Below are 14654 nucleotides of genomic sequence, written 5' to 3' on the forward strand. Positions count from 1 at the left end.
ACGGACCACTTCGCCGGAGGACTTCGAGTCCGCGATCGGCGACGTCCCGGCAGGGATCTCCGACACGCTCGGTGACGGCTCCTCTTCTACTCCAGCCATGGTTCCGGCTCCGCCCTGAGCGCTGTGGTCTCGTTCACCTCCACGACGCTGAACGAGCGAGGCAAGTGGCGCCAGTCGCACAGCGAATATGCAGCTGACATACCGGGTCGCTGGGGCGCGAGGCTGCCCAGCGAACAACTCCTACGAATGCGCGCGAGCAGACCTCAACTTCAGGAACGGCAGCCTGAAACGGACCACGACTGACTAACCTCGAGCAGACGCAGGCCGAGACCCCACCACCTGCAGCGATCACCGCAAGCAACCACAGCGTCACTCGCAGGTTTGAACGGTTACCACCTATTCAGAGGGCAGCTTTTGGCTCGGCGATGCCCAACACTGGGGAGTTCGAACCATAACGCCGTCCACGGGGAGGAAGGCGGATGCACTCCGGTCGCCCGCTCGTAGCGGTCAAATGCAAACTCGGCGAACTAGACGCCCTCGGCAACCTCCGCTCTCGGCGTGACGCGCAGGTACGCGTGATGGTCGAGTTACTCGATTCAACAAGCCCCAGTGGTCGACTACTACCCTCTCTTGTCCGAGCCGCGACGAGCCTCGCGCGTTTCGGGCGGACCTTGTGGTTAGACACGACTTGGCTCACCTCCCGCAGTCCGCTCATCCAACAACCGAGAGGGGTGTTCGAATACCTTGATGCCTGCATTGAATCGGCGGTGGAGAATGAGCACGGGCTTTTCGCATCCCATCTACCCAGCCTGGTCCCCGTAATCTCACTGGACGCGTCGAACGATGAGCTTCGTCGAGCGCGACGCCTGATCGAGCACAAATACCGAGACATCGCTATCCGGATTCGTTATCCCGCTAGATCCAAACGGGATCTCGGAAAGCGGATCGAATCAATCATGCGGTCAACCGGAACCCAACCAGGACAGGTTCACGCGGTGGTCGACGCCGGATTCATTGAAACAATACAAGCCTCTCATGTAACCTCGACGGCAAACGTCGCCGCGACGACACTGGACCTGCTCGGGCCAGGTCATACAACACTCCTCGCAGGATCGATTCCCAAGGTTCGAGCCACTTACGCAACGGTTCTGCGCGACCGCCCGGAGGTGACCTTGTGGAACGAAATACACCAAGACGGAACACGCGAACTGAACTACGGTGATTATGGTGTGACACACCCAACGCCGTCCATGACCGGCGGCAACGCGCGGAGTCCTTTTCCGTATCTCTGCTACACGGTGCCACAAAAGACGGTGGTACTGCGCCGTAAACAAGAGAAGGGCGACCTGCCCGCAGAGTTGTTTGCCGATCTGGTCGAGGAACTCGTCGAGCGGGATGACTTCGCCGGACCAGACTACTCGTGGGGTGACAGCGAGTTGGCGCGGTGCCGACACGCTGGCGGACGAACGGCTGGATCTGTGTCTCGATGGGTCGCCATGGCCACCTCGCATCACCTCGAACACGTATCGCGAAGAACAGCGACCGACCTCTGATTTCGACCTTTTCGTCGCGAACTGGCAGTGCTTCGCGGCCATCTGGGCCGTGTAGTCGCGTTTCACCAGGGCACAGTTCCGGCGTCGTCGAACAGGCCCCCGGTCGGACCATCGTCCGGCAACGTCGCGAGCCGGATGGCGATCTTGGCGCCGTCCGCGGTCGTGCTGGTTCCGCGGAAGCCGTTGAGATCTGTCGCGACATAGCCGGGGCAGGCGTTGTTGATCTTGATGGCGGTGCCGCTCAACTCCTTGGCGTACTGCACGGTGACGGCGTTGAGGAACGTCTTCGACGGTGAATAGACACCACTGATCCCGCCGAGTTCGACGCCAGGCGTCGTCTGCAGGGTCAGAGAAGCGACGTGGCTGGACTGGTTGACGATCCGCGGGCGTTCGGAACGGCGCAGGAGCGGCAGCATCGCGTTGATGACCCGGACCACGCCGATCACGTTGGTTTCCACCACAGCGCGCATGGTTTCCGGTGTGGCGGCGGAAGGTTCATCCGGCCACGCTCCGGCGATACCGGCATTGTTGACCAGTGCGTCCAGCCGCCCGGCGCGCTCGTCGATCAGTGCGGCGGCGGCCGCGACGCTCGCGTCGTCGGTCACGTCGAGGGGCACACCGAACGCGTCGACGTCGGCCGCTCGCAGTTTCGCCACGGCGTCTTCTCGGCGCGTTTCGTCCCGTGCCCCGATTCCGACACGCCAGCCCAGCGCGCCGAGCCCGGCCGCGATCTCGTACCCGATTCCCTTGTTCGCGCCGGTGACCAGCGCGATCAGCTGTTCGCTCATGTGGTTGATCGTGGCCGCGGACCGGCGGGGAACCAACACCGTCTGGGTTTCGCGGCAATACCCGGCAGGTATCGATCGGGCGGTAGCCTGATCCGGTGGAGACGCGGGAGCTTCGGTACTTCGTCGCGGTCGCCGAGGAGTTGCACTTCGGCCGGGCCGCCGAACGCCTCGGCATCGCCCAGCCGCCGCTCTCGCGGACGATCACCCAGCTCGAACGACGGCTCGGCGTCGCGCTGCTGGAACGCACCAGCCGCAAGGTCTCCCTCACCGAAGCCGGATCGGTACTGCTGGACGAAGGCAGAGCCATCCTCGGCGCGCTGGCCGCGGCCGAACGGCGCACCCAAGGCGCCGCGACGAGTCGGCCTTCGCTCGTACTGGCCACCAAGGCGGGCGCCTCCGGTGAACTGGTGGCGAAGTTGCTCGACGCCTACGCAGCCGAAGAAGGCGCCGTCACCGTCGAACTGCTGCTCTGCGAACGCCAGCCCCAACGAACGCTGCACGACGGCGAGGCGGACGTCGCGCTGTTGCACCTGCCGTTCGACTCGATCGCCGGACTGGACACCGAAATCCTGCACACCGAGGGGCAGATCGCCATCCTTCCCACTTCACATCCGCTCGCGGCCAAGCCCCACGTCCGGATGGCGGAGGTCTGCTCGCTGCCCGAACTCCCCATCGCCCGCTGGCCCGGCCCCGGCGGCGTCTACCCCGAGGGCGCCGGTGCCGAGGTGCGCAGCCAAACCCAGCTCTTCCAACTGATCGCACTCGGCCGCACCACTGTGGTCATGCCCGAATCCTGCCGCGCCAACCTGCTCGAAGGCCTTGCCGCGGTACCGGTCCTGGACGCGCCGGCCGTCACGACCGTGATCGCGTGGCCACCCCACAGCCGATCCCGTGCACTCGCCGACCTGATCCGTGTAGCCACCCGCCTCTGATCACTCGGCACTCGCCAACGACGCGGGTCGCTGGACCGCAACGCGAACCAGCAGGCTCACCCGCGGCGTTCATCTTCGCGAGTCACGAATCCCGGAGCTTGCAGGCTTCCAGCGCCCATTCTTGTCGGCCGTAATCGTCGCGGAAGGTCCGGTAGCAATCGAGGAGCGAGCTTTGGACACAAGCCTGGAGAGCGATGTCGACGTCTGCCTCTCCTTCGTCTATCGCGTAACTCACGCAGTCCGGGACACTCCGGGTGTCCGCCGACGCGCTCGGCGCGATCGAGACCATCGTGCCTGCCATCATCACCAGTGCGGGGAGTACCACCTTGCCGACCATGCCGTCACCTTCCCGGTCCGCGCGGCGCGGGCCGCCAACGCACTTCCAGCACAGCGCTCCGGCAGCCGCGGTGCCAGGGCTCCACGGCAGGATCAGCCGACGGCGTCGGCACGTCACCGCACCGTGACCGATGAACTCACCGATCGTGTCCCGGGACAGGGCGATGAAACCGTCAACGGGGTGAGCGAATACCCCGAATGCCACTTCGTCATCTCTGTGTTTCGCCGAATGATCGGAAACCGGCTCTTGCCAAGGCGATCCGGGTCGGCGAGCCTGGCGCGATGAAGGCGAAGCGCCCCGGTCACGAGGAACTGACTTCCGAGAAGGGGCTGCCTCGAACTCGCCGGGCGGATGGCGGATATTCCCTTGCGCGAAGCGATGTTGGGCTTTCGCGACCTCGTGTCGGCCGACATGGCGTGGATCGATTCCCGCAAGAGGCGGTACCGAGTGCCTGCCTACCGAACCCGGATCGCGACGCTCGTGCTGACAGCGTCCTCCACCATCGTGCTCGCATGAACCGCCTGCGCGATGACCTGGACTACTACCTGGTCACCACACCGGTCTCCGAGCTGAGCAGGCAGAAACTGGATGGCTTCTACACCGAACAACAGGTCATCTGGGCGGAGACCAGCCGCCACTGGGTGGAGTTCCGCAAACTCGACCGCCCGCCGCAGGTTTGGCAGGAGCCGTCGCCGCGCGACCCGCAACCGTAATCTGAGAATCCCTGACAGACAGGAGAACCGTATGCGCGCGACACGCGTCGTGGCCAATCTTCGGGTGGCCGATATCGAGGCGGCGAAGGACTTCTACACCGGGTTTCTCGGGTTGAGCACCGAGGAGTTCAACATGGGCTGGGTTGCCCGCTACACCTCGCCCGACACCGGGGCCAACCTCCAGCTCGTGACCAGGGACGCGACCGCGCCCGAGGATTCGGTCATCTCCGTCCACACGGACGACATCGACGCCGCGTACGCAGAAACGCGGGAACTCGGCTACGAGATCGTGCACCCGCTGACCGAAGAAGCATGGGGGCTGCGCCGGTTCTTCGTCAGGGCACCGGACGGCACCGTGATCAACATCGCGAACCACCGGGACTGAATCGGGCGTCAGACACCGAGTTGGGCACGGATCAGGGTGTCCAGCCGGTGCCATGCCGGTGACGAGGCGTTGACGGCTCCCTGGATCAGCGCCGGGATCGCGGAGTCGGCTCCGTATCCGGGCAGCTCGCCGGTTCCGTAGCGGGCGTGGGTGGCGTCGACGATCCGGCGGGCGAGATCGTCGACGCGGGGGTCCTTCGGGTCTAGGCCGTACGCACGGTCGTAGTCGAGGCCGAGTTCGCGCAACGCCGGGTCCGCCAGGATCTGGGCCTGGTCGCGGAACAAGGTGATCGCGGTGTCCGGGTGCGTGGCGAACACGAGAATCCACAAGTCGTTCTGGAGCGCCACCCATCGCTCGCTGAAACCGAGGCGGGCCAGTTGGTCGAGGTAGCTTCCGACTTCGGCCGGTAACGCGGAGGAACGCCCGTCAGCGAGTCCCCGAAGGCGCTCCTGAGTCGCCTGCAAGTCACGGATGCGGGTGGACAGGTCACCGTCGATCCGGCGGAGGGCTTGCCGGAACTCGTCGTCGGTGGCGGACCGGAGATCGCGGATGCGGGCAAGGGGAACCCCGGCTTCGGCGAGTGTCCGGATCTTGATCAGGTCGATCGCGTGGGCCGCTCCGTATCGCCGGTAGCCGGAGGCGTCGCGCTCCGGTTCGGGGAGCAGGCCCTTGTCGTGGTAGACGCGGATCGTCTTGGTCGACACGCCGACGTACCTGGCGAGCTGTCCGATGGTGATCACCCGGCCATGATCTCGCACTTGACGTTGCCCTTGGGGCAAGGTTGCAGCATGTCTTCATGGTGAACACGAACTTCAACCGGGAAACCTTGCGCGCGCTCGCGGACGAGGGCAACGAGACCGCACTGGACCGCTTGGCCGATCTCGCCGACGCCCGCGGGGATCTCGGAGAACTGAACGAATTGCTCGACGAGGGATCCGCGCGCGCCGGGCACGTGCTCACCCGCCGTGCCGTCGCGGCGGGTGATCTGCTTGAGCTGCAACGAATCTCCGACGCCGGATGCGAGGAGGCCGGTGAAGAACTGGAGCGGTTGTTGACGACGCGGCAGGATTGAATCCGCCCCGAACGACGGCCGGATACTCTTTTCGGGCGATAAACAAGCGAAAAGATCGCCACCGGAAAAGTCGGCGGGAATGATCGGACCCCGGACTCGGGGAGGGGTCACGACCATGAAACCGCCACGCGATGAAAAAGGCCGTTTCGCGCCATACAAGACCAAAGCGAGGGCGACCGTCGCCGCAGCCGCCACGGCCGGTGTGGTCGCCTTCGGCGGCGGAGGTGCGGGCGGCGGCGCGGCTTCGGTCGGCTCGGGCGCGGAATCCGGTGCCGGGTCGGTCAACGCGGTCGCGAGATCGGTGGGCAAGGATCTCGCGCGCAAGGGACTGCGCCGCGAAGCGTTGAAGAAACTGGGGTTCAAGATCGCCAAGGAGGCGGTGAAAACCGAGCTGCGCTGCGCCACCGCCTCGTTCGGACGGGTTCGGCAGTTCTTCCTGGCGCACCCCTGCCGGAAGCTCGATCGCCAGGTCATCGCCGTGGGCGACGGTGCGGGCAACACCGTGGCGGTGTCGATCGTCTGGGTGCGCATGCGTTCTGGCGACCAGGTGACCGGGCTGAAGGACGTCATCGACGAGCACGGTTCGGGCGACATTTCACCGCTCGGCGGGGCCGTGCTCGGACTGGCCGGGGTGAAGTTCACCGGCGAGCACTACGACTCGCGCGCCGACGGTTCGCTGCTCGTGATCGCGGAAACCGAGGCCGCGGGCGGGCATTCGAGCGATCGCCAGCTCGACGACGCGGCCCACGTAGCGAGTTTGTTCCCGCCGTTGTGAGCCGCTTCAGCGCAGGGTTTCCCGGAGCACGCGCCGGTGGGTCGGCTTCGCCGTGCGGAACCGGGTCCAGCCCGCTTCGGTGAGGGTGACGAAGATTCCGCGCCGGTCCACATCGCACATCGCGCGCTCCACGAGACCTTCGCGTTCCATCCTGGCGACGAGGCGCGAAGTGGCGCTCTGGCTCAGGTGCACGGCTTCGGTGAGGTCGGCGGCCCGGCACTGGTGATCGCAGACGGCGAGCGCTTCGAGTGCTTCGAACTCGCTGACGCCGAGCCCGTGCTCTTCCTGCAGGGCGCACTCGAGTGCGTTGAAAACGGCAGCGTGCCGCGCGAGGAGCTGGTGCCACTCCTCCACCAGGCTCAGCTCAGCGACGTCGCTCACGTCGGCGACCTTAACATGCACGCGAATCTGATGCAACTGAATTTTATGCGTTGTCATTAGATGCGCATGCATGTAGCGTACGGATCCATGAGCACTTCCGCGCACTTGTCCACCTCTTCAACCCGGTGGGACGCCCGCCTCTGGGGCGTCCTGCTCACCGTGTCCACCGTTGTCGGCCTCGACGCGCTCGACGTCTCGATGGTCGGGGTCGCGCTCCCCGCCATCCGGTCCGACCTCGGTCTTTCCACCAGTGCCCTGCAATGGGTCGTCAGCGGCTACGTGCTCGGCTACGGCGGACTCCTGCTCCTCGGCGGGCGCACCGCCGACCTGCTCGGCCGCCGTCGCGTGTTCCTCGTCGCGGTCACCGTGTTCGCGGCCGCTTCCCTGCTCGGCGGCGTCGTCGACGACGGCGCGCTGCTGATCGCCAGCCGGTTCATCAAGGGGCTCGCCGCGGCGTTCACCGCACCGGCCGCGCTGTCCATCATCACCACGACCTTCCAGGAAGGCCCCGCCCGCAACCGGGCGATCAGCATCTTCGCGGTCTTCGGCGCCAGCGGGTACTCCGCCGGCCTGGTCTTCTCCGGGCTGCTGACCGAGGTCGGCTGGCGCTGGACGTTCCTGCTGCCGGTGCCGATCGCGCTCGCCGCGCTGGCCTTCGCGATCAAGCTGATCCCCAGCTACGACCGGGACGACTCCGGCGCTGGCTACGACATCCCCGGCGCGATCACCGGCGCGGTGGGGTCGCTGCTGCTGGTCTTCGGTGTCGTCGAAGCGCCCCAGGTCGGCTGGGCCGCGCCGCGCACGCTCGTCACCTTCGCCGTGGCCATCGCGCTGCTCGCCGCGTTCGTCGTGATCGAGAAGCGGAGCAGCCACCCGTTGCTGCGACTGGGAATCCTGCGTTCGGGCCCGCTGGCCAGGGCGAACCTCGGCGGTGCGCTGTTCTTCGGCGCCTACATCGGGTTCCAGTTCGTGGTGATGCTGTACTTGCAGTCGGTGCTCGGCTGGAGCGCGCTGCAGACCGCGCTCGGGTTCCTGCCCGCCGCGGCGATCGTGGCCTTCGGTTCGCCGAGGATCGAACCGCTGATCGACCGGGTCGGCACCCCGCGCACGATCCTCGCCGGGGTCGTCGCCCACGTGATCGGCTACGCGCTGTTCCTCCGCGTCGACGAGCACTCCGGCTACGCGGGTTCGGTGCTGCCGAGCATGATCCTGCTCGGAATCGGGTTCACGCTGGCGTTCTCCTCGCTCAACATCCAGGCGACCGCGGGCATCTCCGATGACGAACAGGGCCTCGCCGGCGGCCTGCTCAACACCTCGCTGCAAGTCGGCGGTGCCATCGGGCTCGCGGTGGTGACCGCGGTGCTCACCGCCAACGGCGGCAGCGAAGCATCGGCGGGCGCACTGCTCACCGGGCTGACCCCGGTGCTGAGCGTCGTCACCGGGATCGCGGTGCTCGGCCTGCTGGTCGCGCTGTCCGGGGTGCTCAAGCGGCGTCGCGCCGAAGAGCCCGTGGCCGAGCCGGAACTCGCGCTCGCCGCGAAATAGGAGTAGCCGAACGCGCCTGCCTGCCGTTCTCGGGGGACGGCAGGCAGGCGCGTTCCGGCATCCGGGCGACTACCCTTCGCGCACGCTCTTGCTTACGGTGGTTCCGTATCGCCACTATTCGCGAGGGGGCCGAGTGGGTATCAGCGCGCACGCGCGGCGGCAGGCCGAACGGCAGGCGGCCGAACTCGTCGCGCGCCTTCCGGACCTCGGGCCACCACGGCGCCGGGTGCTCACCGCGCTGATCGCGCGAACGGTCGAGAGCTGGCACGTGTTCGTCCGCGACGACCTGCCCGCGCCGGGCACCGCAGACGCCTACCTGATCGGCCCCGGTGGGGTCTTCGCGATCACGGTCGCCGACGGCGCGGTCGGCGAAGCGGCCGCGCGGGCGACGATCCGGCACGCGGAAGAGCGGTTCGCCGGTCTTCCCGGGCTGCACGGCCAAGTCGTCTCCGGGAGCGCGGTGCACTTCGTGGTCGTCGGCGGCGAAGCACCCGGCCACTGGCGGGTCCGGGAAGCCGAGCTGGACAAGCTGTTCCGGCGCGACGCGCTCCACCTGGACCGGCGGCGGGTACAGGCCATCGTGGATCGCGTCGCGGCACGGCTGCGCGGGTATTCGCGTTTCGCGGTCGGAAAGCCGGAGGACACCGCCGAGCCCGATGGCCTGCTCGACGCGGAGGCCCTGACCGAAGACCAAGTCGAGGCCGCCCAGAACCGCCCGTTCGACACCTGGCTGACCTTCCTGCACCCGCAGCAGCAAGCCGTGGTCACCCGCAACTACAACGGTCCCGCCCGGATCAGCGGCCCCGCCGGGACCGGGAAGACCGTGGTCGCGTTGCACCGGCTGCGCCATCTCGCGCGCCGCAGTGTCGGGCCGGTGCTGTTCACGACGTTCGTCAGGACGCTCCCCCTCGTGCACCGCGCCGCGTTCGAACGGCTGGCGCCGGAAATGACGGACCGGGCCGAGTTCACCAACCTGCACGCGTGGGCACGGGCGTTCCTGGCGAGCCGTGGCCGCGCGGTCGAGGTCGACAGCGGACGGGTCGGCACGGCGCGAAGCCGGGCGTGGATAGCGCATCGCGACGAGCTGGAAGGCATCGAACCTTCGCCCCAGTACTGGGAAACCGAGATCGACCGCGTGCTCAAGGGCAGGGGGATCGACACCTTCGAGAAGTACGCCGGCGCCTACCGGAAGGGGCGCCGCATCAACCTGAACGCCCGGCAGAAGGCACTGGTGTGGGCGTATTACGAGACCTACCAACGGAATCTCGCCGCCGACGGGCTGCACGACCACAACGACGTGCTCGCCATCGCGCTCGACGAGCTGGTCAGGGAGCCGCTCGAAAACGCGTACGCGGCCGTCGTGGTGGACGAGGTGCAGGACATCACGCTGACCGGCCTGCGGCTGCTGCGCGAGCTGGCCGGGGACGGGCCGAACCGGCTGCTCCTGGTCGGCGACGGGCAGCAGCAGGTGTACCCGGGCGGCTGGCGGCTTTCCGACGCGGGCATCCCGATCCAGGGCCGCGGCGAGGTGCTGCGGGTGAACTACCGCAACCGCGTCGAGGTGCTCACCTTCGCGCAGCGGTTCGACGCGATGAACCACGTCGACGATCTCGACGGCGCCGCCGGTGTCGCGCTGCGGGACGCCGAATCGGCCAACGGCGGCGGCGAAGTGCGCTCGTGGCGCGGCACCGCCGCCAGCCTCCCCGCCGCCCTGCTGTCCGAAGTGGACAAACTTCCGGTGCCGAGGGGCGAAGCGGCGGTGATCACCTTCCACCACCAGGATGTCAAGCGCTGCACCGAGATCCTGCGCAAGGCGGGTGTCGAAACGAGATCGCTCGACCACTTCTCCGGCGAGTCCGACGACCGGCTGAAGATCGGCACCGTGCACCGCGCGAAGGGACTCGACTTCCGCGCCGTGCTGGTCGTCCAGACCACCGACCCCGAACCGGCAGGCGGCGACGCGGGCCGGGAGCGGCGCGAGCTGCATGACCGCCAGCACCTCGTGGCCGCCACGCGCGCACGGGACTTCGTCTGGTGGGGGCTGGTCGGGAATACCGGGGACTGAGCGCGGGTTGCCCCGCACATGGGCGGACTACGGGGTAGGCGCGCGGCCGACGGCCTGATGCCGCTCGACGACGCGCTCGGCGCGCTGGGCGGCGACGGCGTGATGGGGCGCCGGTTCGCCGAGGTCCCCCTCGGCCGGATCGTCGGTACCTCCGCCCGCGCCTGCGACTTCGACGCCGAGTTCAAGCTGGTCAACCGCCGGCTGCGCGACCGGTGGCACGGCGTCGCGAAGGTGATGGAATCCGGCTCCGAGCCGCCGGTCGATCTCGTGCAGCTCGGTGAGCTGTACTTCGTCGTGGACGGCCACCACCGGGTGTCCGTGGCGCGGGCTCGGGGGTGGCCGGTCGTGCCCGCACAGGTGGTACAAATCTGCACCATTGCTTACGCGATGGGCTGCCTCCGGCTGGCGCACCTGCCGAGCAAGGCGGCCGAGCGCCGGTTCCTCGACCGGGTGCCGCTGCCCGCCGACGTGCGCGCGGACCTCTGGCTCGACGAACCCGCGGACTGGTCCCGGCTCGCCGACGCGGCCGAGTCGTGGGCGTTCCGGCGTGCGCTCGACGGCAGGCCCTTCACCGACCGCGAGGAGTTGGCCGGGGTCTGGTGGCGCGACGAGGTGCTCCCGGTGATCACGCGCCTGCGCGACGCCGGGAAGTGCGTCGATCTCCGCGACGTCGAAACCTACGCCGTCGCGCTCGCGACGCGGGATCACCACGGCTGGCACGTGTGGCCGGAAGACCTCCCCGAGCGCGTGGGCGCACCTGCTCGGCAGGGAGTGCGGCGACTGGGCCGGTAGGGCGAATCAGCCCTTCTCGATCGGGTAAAACCCCTTCGCGGGCCTTGGCTGCCCGCGAACTCCTTGGTTGCCTGCCTGAGGGTGGGAAAACGCAGGCGACCCGAGGGAAGGCGTGATCCGCTGTGCAGCCGTTCGAGCTACCCAAGTTCTACATGCCCTACCCCGCACGGCTGAACCCGAACCTCGAACGCGCGCGGCAAAACAGCAAGTCGTGGGCGTACGCGATGGATATGATCGACGTCCCGCAGCACGGCACCGCGATCTGGGACGAGCACGACCTCGACTCCCACGACTACGCCCTGCTGTGCTCCTACACCCATCCCGACTGCTCCGGCCCCGTCCTCGATCTGATCACCGAGTGGTACGTGTGGGTGTTCTACTTCGACGACCATTTCGTGGAGCTGTACAAGCGCACCCCGGATCTCCAGGGCGCGCGGGCCTATCTCGACCGGCTGCCGTCGTTCATGCCGGTGGACGGTGAAATCACCGCGGTGCCGGAGAACCCGGTCGAAAAGGGCTTGGCGGACCTGTGGTCGCGCACGGTGCCCGCCCGCTCGGCCTGCTGGCGGCGCCGCTTCGCCGAAAGCACCAAGAACCTGCTCGACGAATCGCTGTGGGAACTGGGGAACATCAGCGAAAACCGGCTGGCGAACCCGATCGAATACATCGAGATGCGGCGCAAGGTCGGCGGCGCGCCGTGGTCGGCGAACCTCGTCGAGCACGCGGTGGACGCCGAGGTGCCCGCGGCGATCGCGGCGACGCGGCCGATGCACGTCGTGCGCGACACCTTCGCCGACGCCATCCACCTGCGCAACGACCTGTTCTCCTACGAACGCGAAGTGCTGGACGAGGGCGAGCTGAGCAACGGCGTGCTGGTGCTGGAGCGCTTCCTCGGCATCGGCACCCAGGAGGCCGCGGACGCGGTCAACGATCTGCTGACCTCGCGGCTGCACCAGTTCGAGCACACCGCGCTGACCGAGCTGCCGCCGTTGGTCGAAGAGCACGCGCTCGATCCGGTGCAGCGCATGGGCGTGTTCGCCTATCTCAAGGGCCTGCAGGACTGGCAGGCGGGCGGGCACGAATGGCACCTGCGGTCGAGCCGGTACATGAACGGCTCGACCGAGGAATCCCGTGCCGCGCAACCGGTTCTGGGCGGGCCGAGCGGGATCGGCACCTCCGCGGCGAGGATCTCGTCCTCGATCGCGGGCACCCTCCCGCAGCGGGCGCGCTCGTTCAGCCACGTCCCGTTCGAAAAGGTCGGTCCCTCCCCGATCCCGGACTTCTACCAGCCCTACGAGCTGCGCATGAGCCCGCACCTGGACACCGCGCGCGAGAACGTCGTCGAATGGGCGAAAAACGTCGGCATCCTCGACGAAGCGGTGTGGGACGAAGAGAAGCTGCGCGCCTACGACGTCGCACTGTGCGGTGCCGGGATCCATCCCGACGCCTCCCCCGAGGAACTGGACCTGACCTCCGCCTGGCTCGCCTGGGGGTCCTACGCGGACGACTACTACCCCGCCGTCTTCGGGCGGACGCCGGACCCGGCCGCCGCGAAGGTGTGCACGGCACGGCTGTCGGAGCTGATGCCGGTCGACGGGCCGCCGAAGACGGCGCCGGTCACCGGGCTCGAACGCGGGCTGGCCGAGATCTGGGCGCGCACCGCGGCCCCGATGGACGTCCCGGCGCGGCGGGCGTTCCGGCGCGCCGTCGAGGAGATGCTCGCGAGCTGGCTGTGGGAGCTGGCGAACCACCGGGCGAACCGGATCCCCGACCCGGTGGACTACATCGAGATGCGCCGCAAGACCTTCGGTTCCAGTCTCACGATGGGCCTTTCTCGGATCGGGCACGGCAGGACGGTGCCACCGGAGCTCTACCGAACCAGGCCGGTCCAGAACCTCGAGAACTCCGCGATGGACTACGCGGCACTGCTCAACGACGTGTTCTCGTACCAGAAGGAGATCGAGTACGAGGGCGAGCTGCACAACGGCGTGCTGGTGGTGCGGAACTTCCTCGACTGCACACCGGATCGCGCGCTCGCCGTGGTCAACGACCTGATGACAGCGCGGATGAAGCAGTTCCAGCACGTCGTCGAGCTGGAACTGCCCGCGCTGGCCGAGGACCACGACCTCGGCCACGACGTCCGCGCCACGCTGATCGGGTACGTCGAGGAGCTGAAGAGCTGGATTTCCGGCCTCCTCAACTGGCACCGGGGCTGCCACCGGTACGCCGAGGAAGACCTGCGGCGGAACTTCGGCCGCGACCGGGCGCCGGCGGCGGGGTCGCTCACCGGCCTCGGCACCGCGGCGGCGAGGATCGGCAGGACACCGGTGCGGGCCGGGGCGGGCGCGGGGTGACAATGACGGGGTGGACGCCTACCCCGTCGCCGATCTCGTCGGCTACCTGAGCGGACGGTGGCGCCTGGACCGGGAGATCGTGGCCGCCTCGGGCGAGCCGCTCGGGCGGTTCGGCGGCACCTGCGCTTTCGACGCCGACGGCGAGGAGCTCGTGCAGCGGGAGCGCGGCGTGCTCGACTTCGGCGCGCACCACGGCGAGGCCACCCGCGAACTGCGGTTCCGGCTGACCGGCCCCGGTAGCGCCGACGTCCACTTCGACCACGGCGGGTTCTTCCACACCGTCGATCTGACCTCGGGCAGCTGGCTGGCGAGCCATCCCTGCGCGGAGGACCTCTACCGCGTCGAGTACCGCGTGCTCGGCGCGGACCACTGGCGTCACGAGTGGACGGTCCGCGGGCCGTCGAAGGACCACGTGATCTTCTCGGCGTTCCGGCGCGATCAGGGCTTGCCGAGCACCGGGTAGGCGCGCAGGCAGTCCTCCAGCTCGTCGAGTACCGGCGGCAGGTGCGTCTGGTCGAGCCCGCCGAGTTCGAACCGCAGCTGGTTTCCGTGCCCCGCCTGGTCGAGCAGGGTGCCCGCGACCGCGAGCACACCGCTCGGCTCGCACCGCACGGTCAGCTTCACCCAGTCCTCCATGCTGTCGAGGACCGCGGCACCGCTGAGGGTTTCGTACAGCGCGCTCAGCTCGCGGTGAAAGCTTTCCAGCTCGGACGTCCGCAGCGTCGCGCCGACGGTGCCCTGGAACCCGCCGGCGTGGATCGCGATCGGCGACAGCAGCCAGTTGCCGTCCCAGTAGTCGTCCGCACCGGGATGCGCTCTGCCCAGCAGCGCGATCGAGAGGTGGTCCCCATGCGGGTTCCCGAGCAGGACCCGGTGGTGCGCGCCTTCGGTGCTCATCGGGATCAGCATAGGTGCCGCACGGCGAATCCGGGAGCGGCGAACCGCTCCCGGATCTCGTCAGT

At 68.1% G+C, this 14654-nt stretch carries 16 protein-coding genes; 11 read left to right on the forward strand and 5 right to left on the reverse strand.

Going from position 1 to position 14654, the window contains the following annotated elements:
* Nucleotides 1–479 precede the first annotated feature (479 nt).
* The gene (locus tag HUW46_RS02865) at nt 480–1553 is read left to right on the forward strand and encodes a beta family protein (RefSeq protein ID WP_215545774.1); all 1074 of its coding nucleotides are present in this window, start codon (nt 480–482) and stop codon (nt 1551–1553) included.
* 62 nt (nt 1554–1615) lie between these two features.
* Here the strand turns inward: HUW46_RS02865 and HUW46_RS02870 are convergent, their stop codons facing one another.
* The gene (locus HUW46_RS02870; protein ID WP_215545775.1) at nt 1616–2341 is read right to left on the reverse strand and encodes an SDR family NAD(P)-dependent oxidoreductase; all 726 of its coding nucleotides are present in this window, start codon (nt 2339–2341) and stop codon (nt 1616–1618) included.
* 95 nt (nt 2342–2436) lie between these two features.
* On the opposite strand from HUW46_RS02870, the gene HUW46_RS02875 reads away from it, so the two are divergent.
* Nucleotides 2437–3273, forward strand: a complete 837-nt coding sequence (locus HUW46_RS02875; RefSeq protein ID WP_215545776.1) for a LysR family transcriptional regulator — start codon at nt 2437–2439, stop codon at nt 3271–3273.
* Nucleotides 3274–3355: 82 nt separating this feature from the next.
* Here HUW46_RS02875 and HUW46_RS02880 read toward each other — a convergent pair whose 3' ends face one another.
* Nucleotides 3356–3814 carry a hypothetical protein gene (locus HUW46_RS02880; protein ID WP_215545777.1) on the reverse strand — a complete coding sequence of 153 codons (459 nt, stop codon included), beginning with the start codon at nt 3812–3814 and terminating at the stop codon, nt 3356–3358.
* 308 nt (nt 3815–4122) lie between these two features.
* On the opposite strand from HUW46_RS02880, the gene HUW46_RS02885 reads away from it, so the two are divergent.
* Nucleotides 4123–4323: a hypothetical protein gene (locus tag HUW46_RS02885; RefSeq protein WP_215545778.1), complete on the forward strand. Its 201-nt coding sequence runs from the start codon at nt 4123–4125 to the stop codon at nt 4321–4323.
* A gap of 31 nt (nt 4324–4354) precedes the next feature.
* Nucleotides 4355–4708 (forward strand): VOC family protein, encoded by a 354-nt coding sequence (locus HUW46_RS02890; protein ID WP_215545779.1) that lies wholly within the window; start codon nt 4355–4357, stop codon nt 4706–4708.
* Nucleotides 4709–4716: 8 nt separating this feature from the next.
* On the opposite strand, the gene HUW46_RS02895 is transcribed toward HUW46_RS02890, so the two are convergent.
* Entirely contained in the window at nt 4717–5448 is a 732-nt protein-coding gene (locus HUW46_RS02895) for a MerR family DNA-binding transcriptional regulator (protein WP_215545780.1), read from the reverse strand.
* 56 nt (nt 5449–5504) lie between these two features.
* Between HUW46_RS02895 and HUW46_RS02900 the strand changes: the two genes are divergently transcribed.
* Both HUW46_RS02900 and HUW46_RS48185 read left to right on the forward strand, forming a co-directional pair.
* Nucleotides 5505–5780, forward strand: coding sequence for a hypothetical protein (locus HUW46_RS02900; RefSeq protein WP_215545781.1), 276 nt, complete (start codon nt 5505–5507; stop codon nt 5778–5780).
* A 115-nt stretch (nt 5781–5895) separates the two neighbouring features.
* Complete coding sequence (locus HUW46_RS48185; RefSeq protein ID WP_254125759.1) at nt 5896–6555, forward strand: hypothetical protein; 660 nt, start codon at nt 5896–5898, stop codon at nt 6553–6555.
* Nucleotides 6556–6561: 6 nt separating this feature from the next.
* On the opposite strand, the gene HUW46_RS02910 is transcribed toward HUW46_RS48185, so the two are convergent.
* Nucleotides 6562–6936, reverse strand: a complete 375-nt coding sequence (locus HUW46_RS02910) for a MarR family winged helix-turn-helix transcriptional regulator (RefSeq protein ID WP_215545782.1) — start codon at nt 6934–6936, stop codon at nt 6562–6564.
* Nucleotides 6937–7023: 87 nt separating this feature from the next.
* On the opposite strand from HUW46_RS02910, the gene HUW46_RS02915 reads away from it, so the two are divergent.
* The 5 genes from HUW46_RS02915 to HUW46_RS02935 all read left to right on the forward strand — a co-directional run bounded on the left by HUW46_RS02915 (nt 7024) and on the right by HUW46_RS02935 (nt 14155).
* The gene (locus tag HUW46_RS02915) at nt 7024–8481 is read left to right on the forward strand and encodes an MFS transporter (protein WP_215545783.1); all 1458 of its coding nucleotides are present in this window, start codon (nt 7024–7026) and stop codon (nt 8479–8481) included.
* Nucleotides 8482–8614: 133 nt separating this feature from the next.
* Nucleotides 8615–10546: a UvrD-helicase domain-containing protein gene (locus HUW46_RS02920; protein ID WP_215545784.1), complete on the forward strand. Its 1932-nt coding sequence runs from the start codon at nt 8615–8617 to the stop codon at nt 10544–10546.
* An 18-nt stretch (nt 10547–10564) separates the two neighbouring features.
* Entirely contained in the window at nt 10565–11338 is a 774-nt protein-coding gene (locus HUW46_RS02925; protein WP_215545785.1) for a ParB N-terminal domain-containing protein, read from the forward strand.
* Between the two features lie 152 nt (nt 11339–11490).
* Complete coding sequence (locus HUW46_RS02930; RefSeq protein WP_254125761.1) at nt 11491–13692, forward strand: terpene synthase family protein; 2202 nt, start codon at nt 11491–11493, stop codon at nt 13690–13692.
* A gap of 10 nt (nt 13693–13702) precedes the next feature.
* The gene (locus HUW46_RS02935; RefSeq protein WP_215545787.1) at nt 13703–14155 is read left to right on the forward strand and encodes a DUF6314 family protein; all 453 of its coding nucleotides are present in this window, start codon (nt 13703–13705) and stop codon (nt 14153–14155) included.
* On the opposite strand, the gene HUW46_RS02940 is transcribed toward HUW46_RS02935, so the two are convergent.
* On the reverse strand, nt 14131–14589 hold the full coding sequence (locus HUW46_RS02940) for a WapI family immunity protein (protein ID WP_215545788.1): 459 nt from the start codon (nt 14587–14589) through the stop codon (nt 14131–14133). The two genes, HUW46_RS02935 and HUW46_RS02940, sit on opposite strands and share 25 nt — an antisense overlap.
* Nucleotides 14590–14654 lie beyond the last annotated feature (65 nt).

It is taken from the genome of Amycolatopsis sp. CA-230715 (assembly GCF_018736145.1).
In the GTDB taxonomy this organism is placed as follows: Bacteria; Actinomycetota; Actinomycetes; order Mycobacteriales; family Pseudonocardiaceae; genus Amycolatopsis.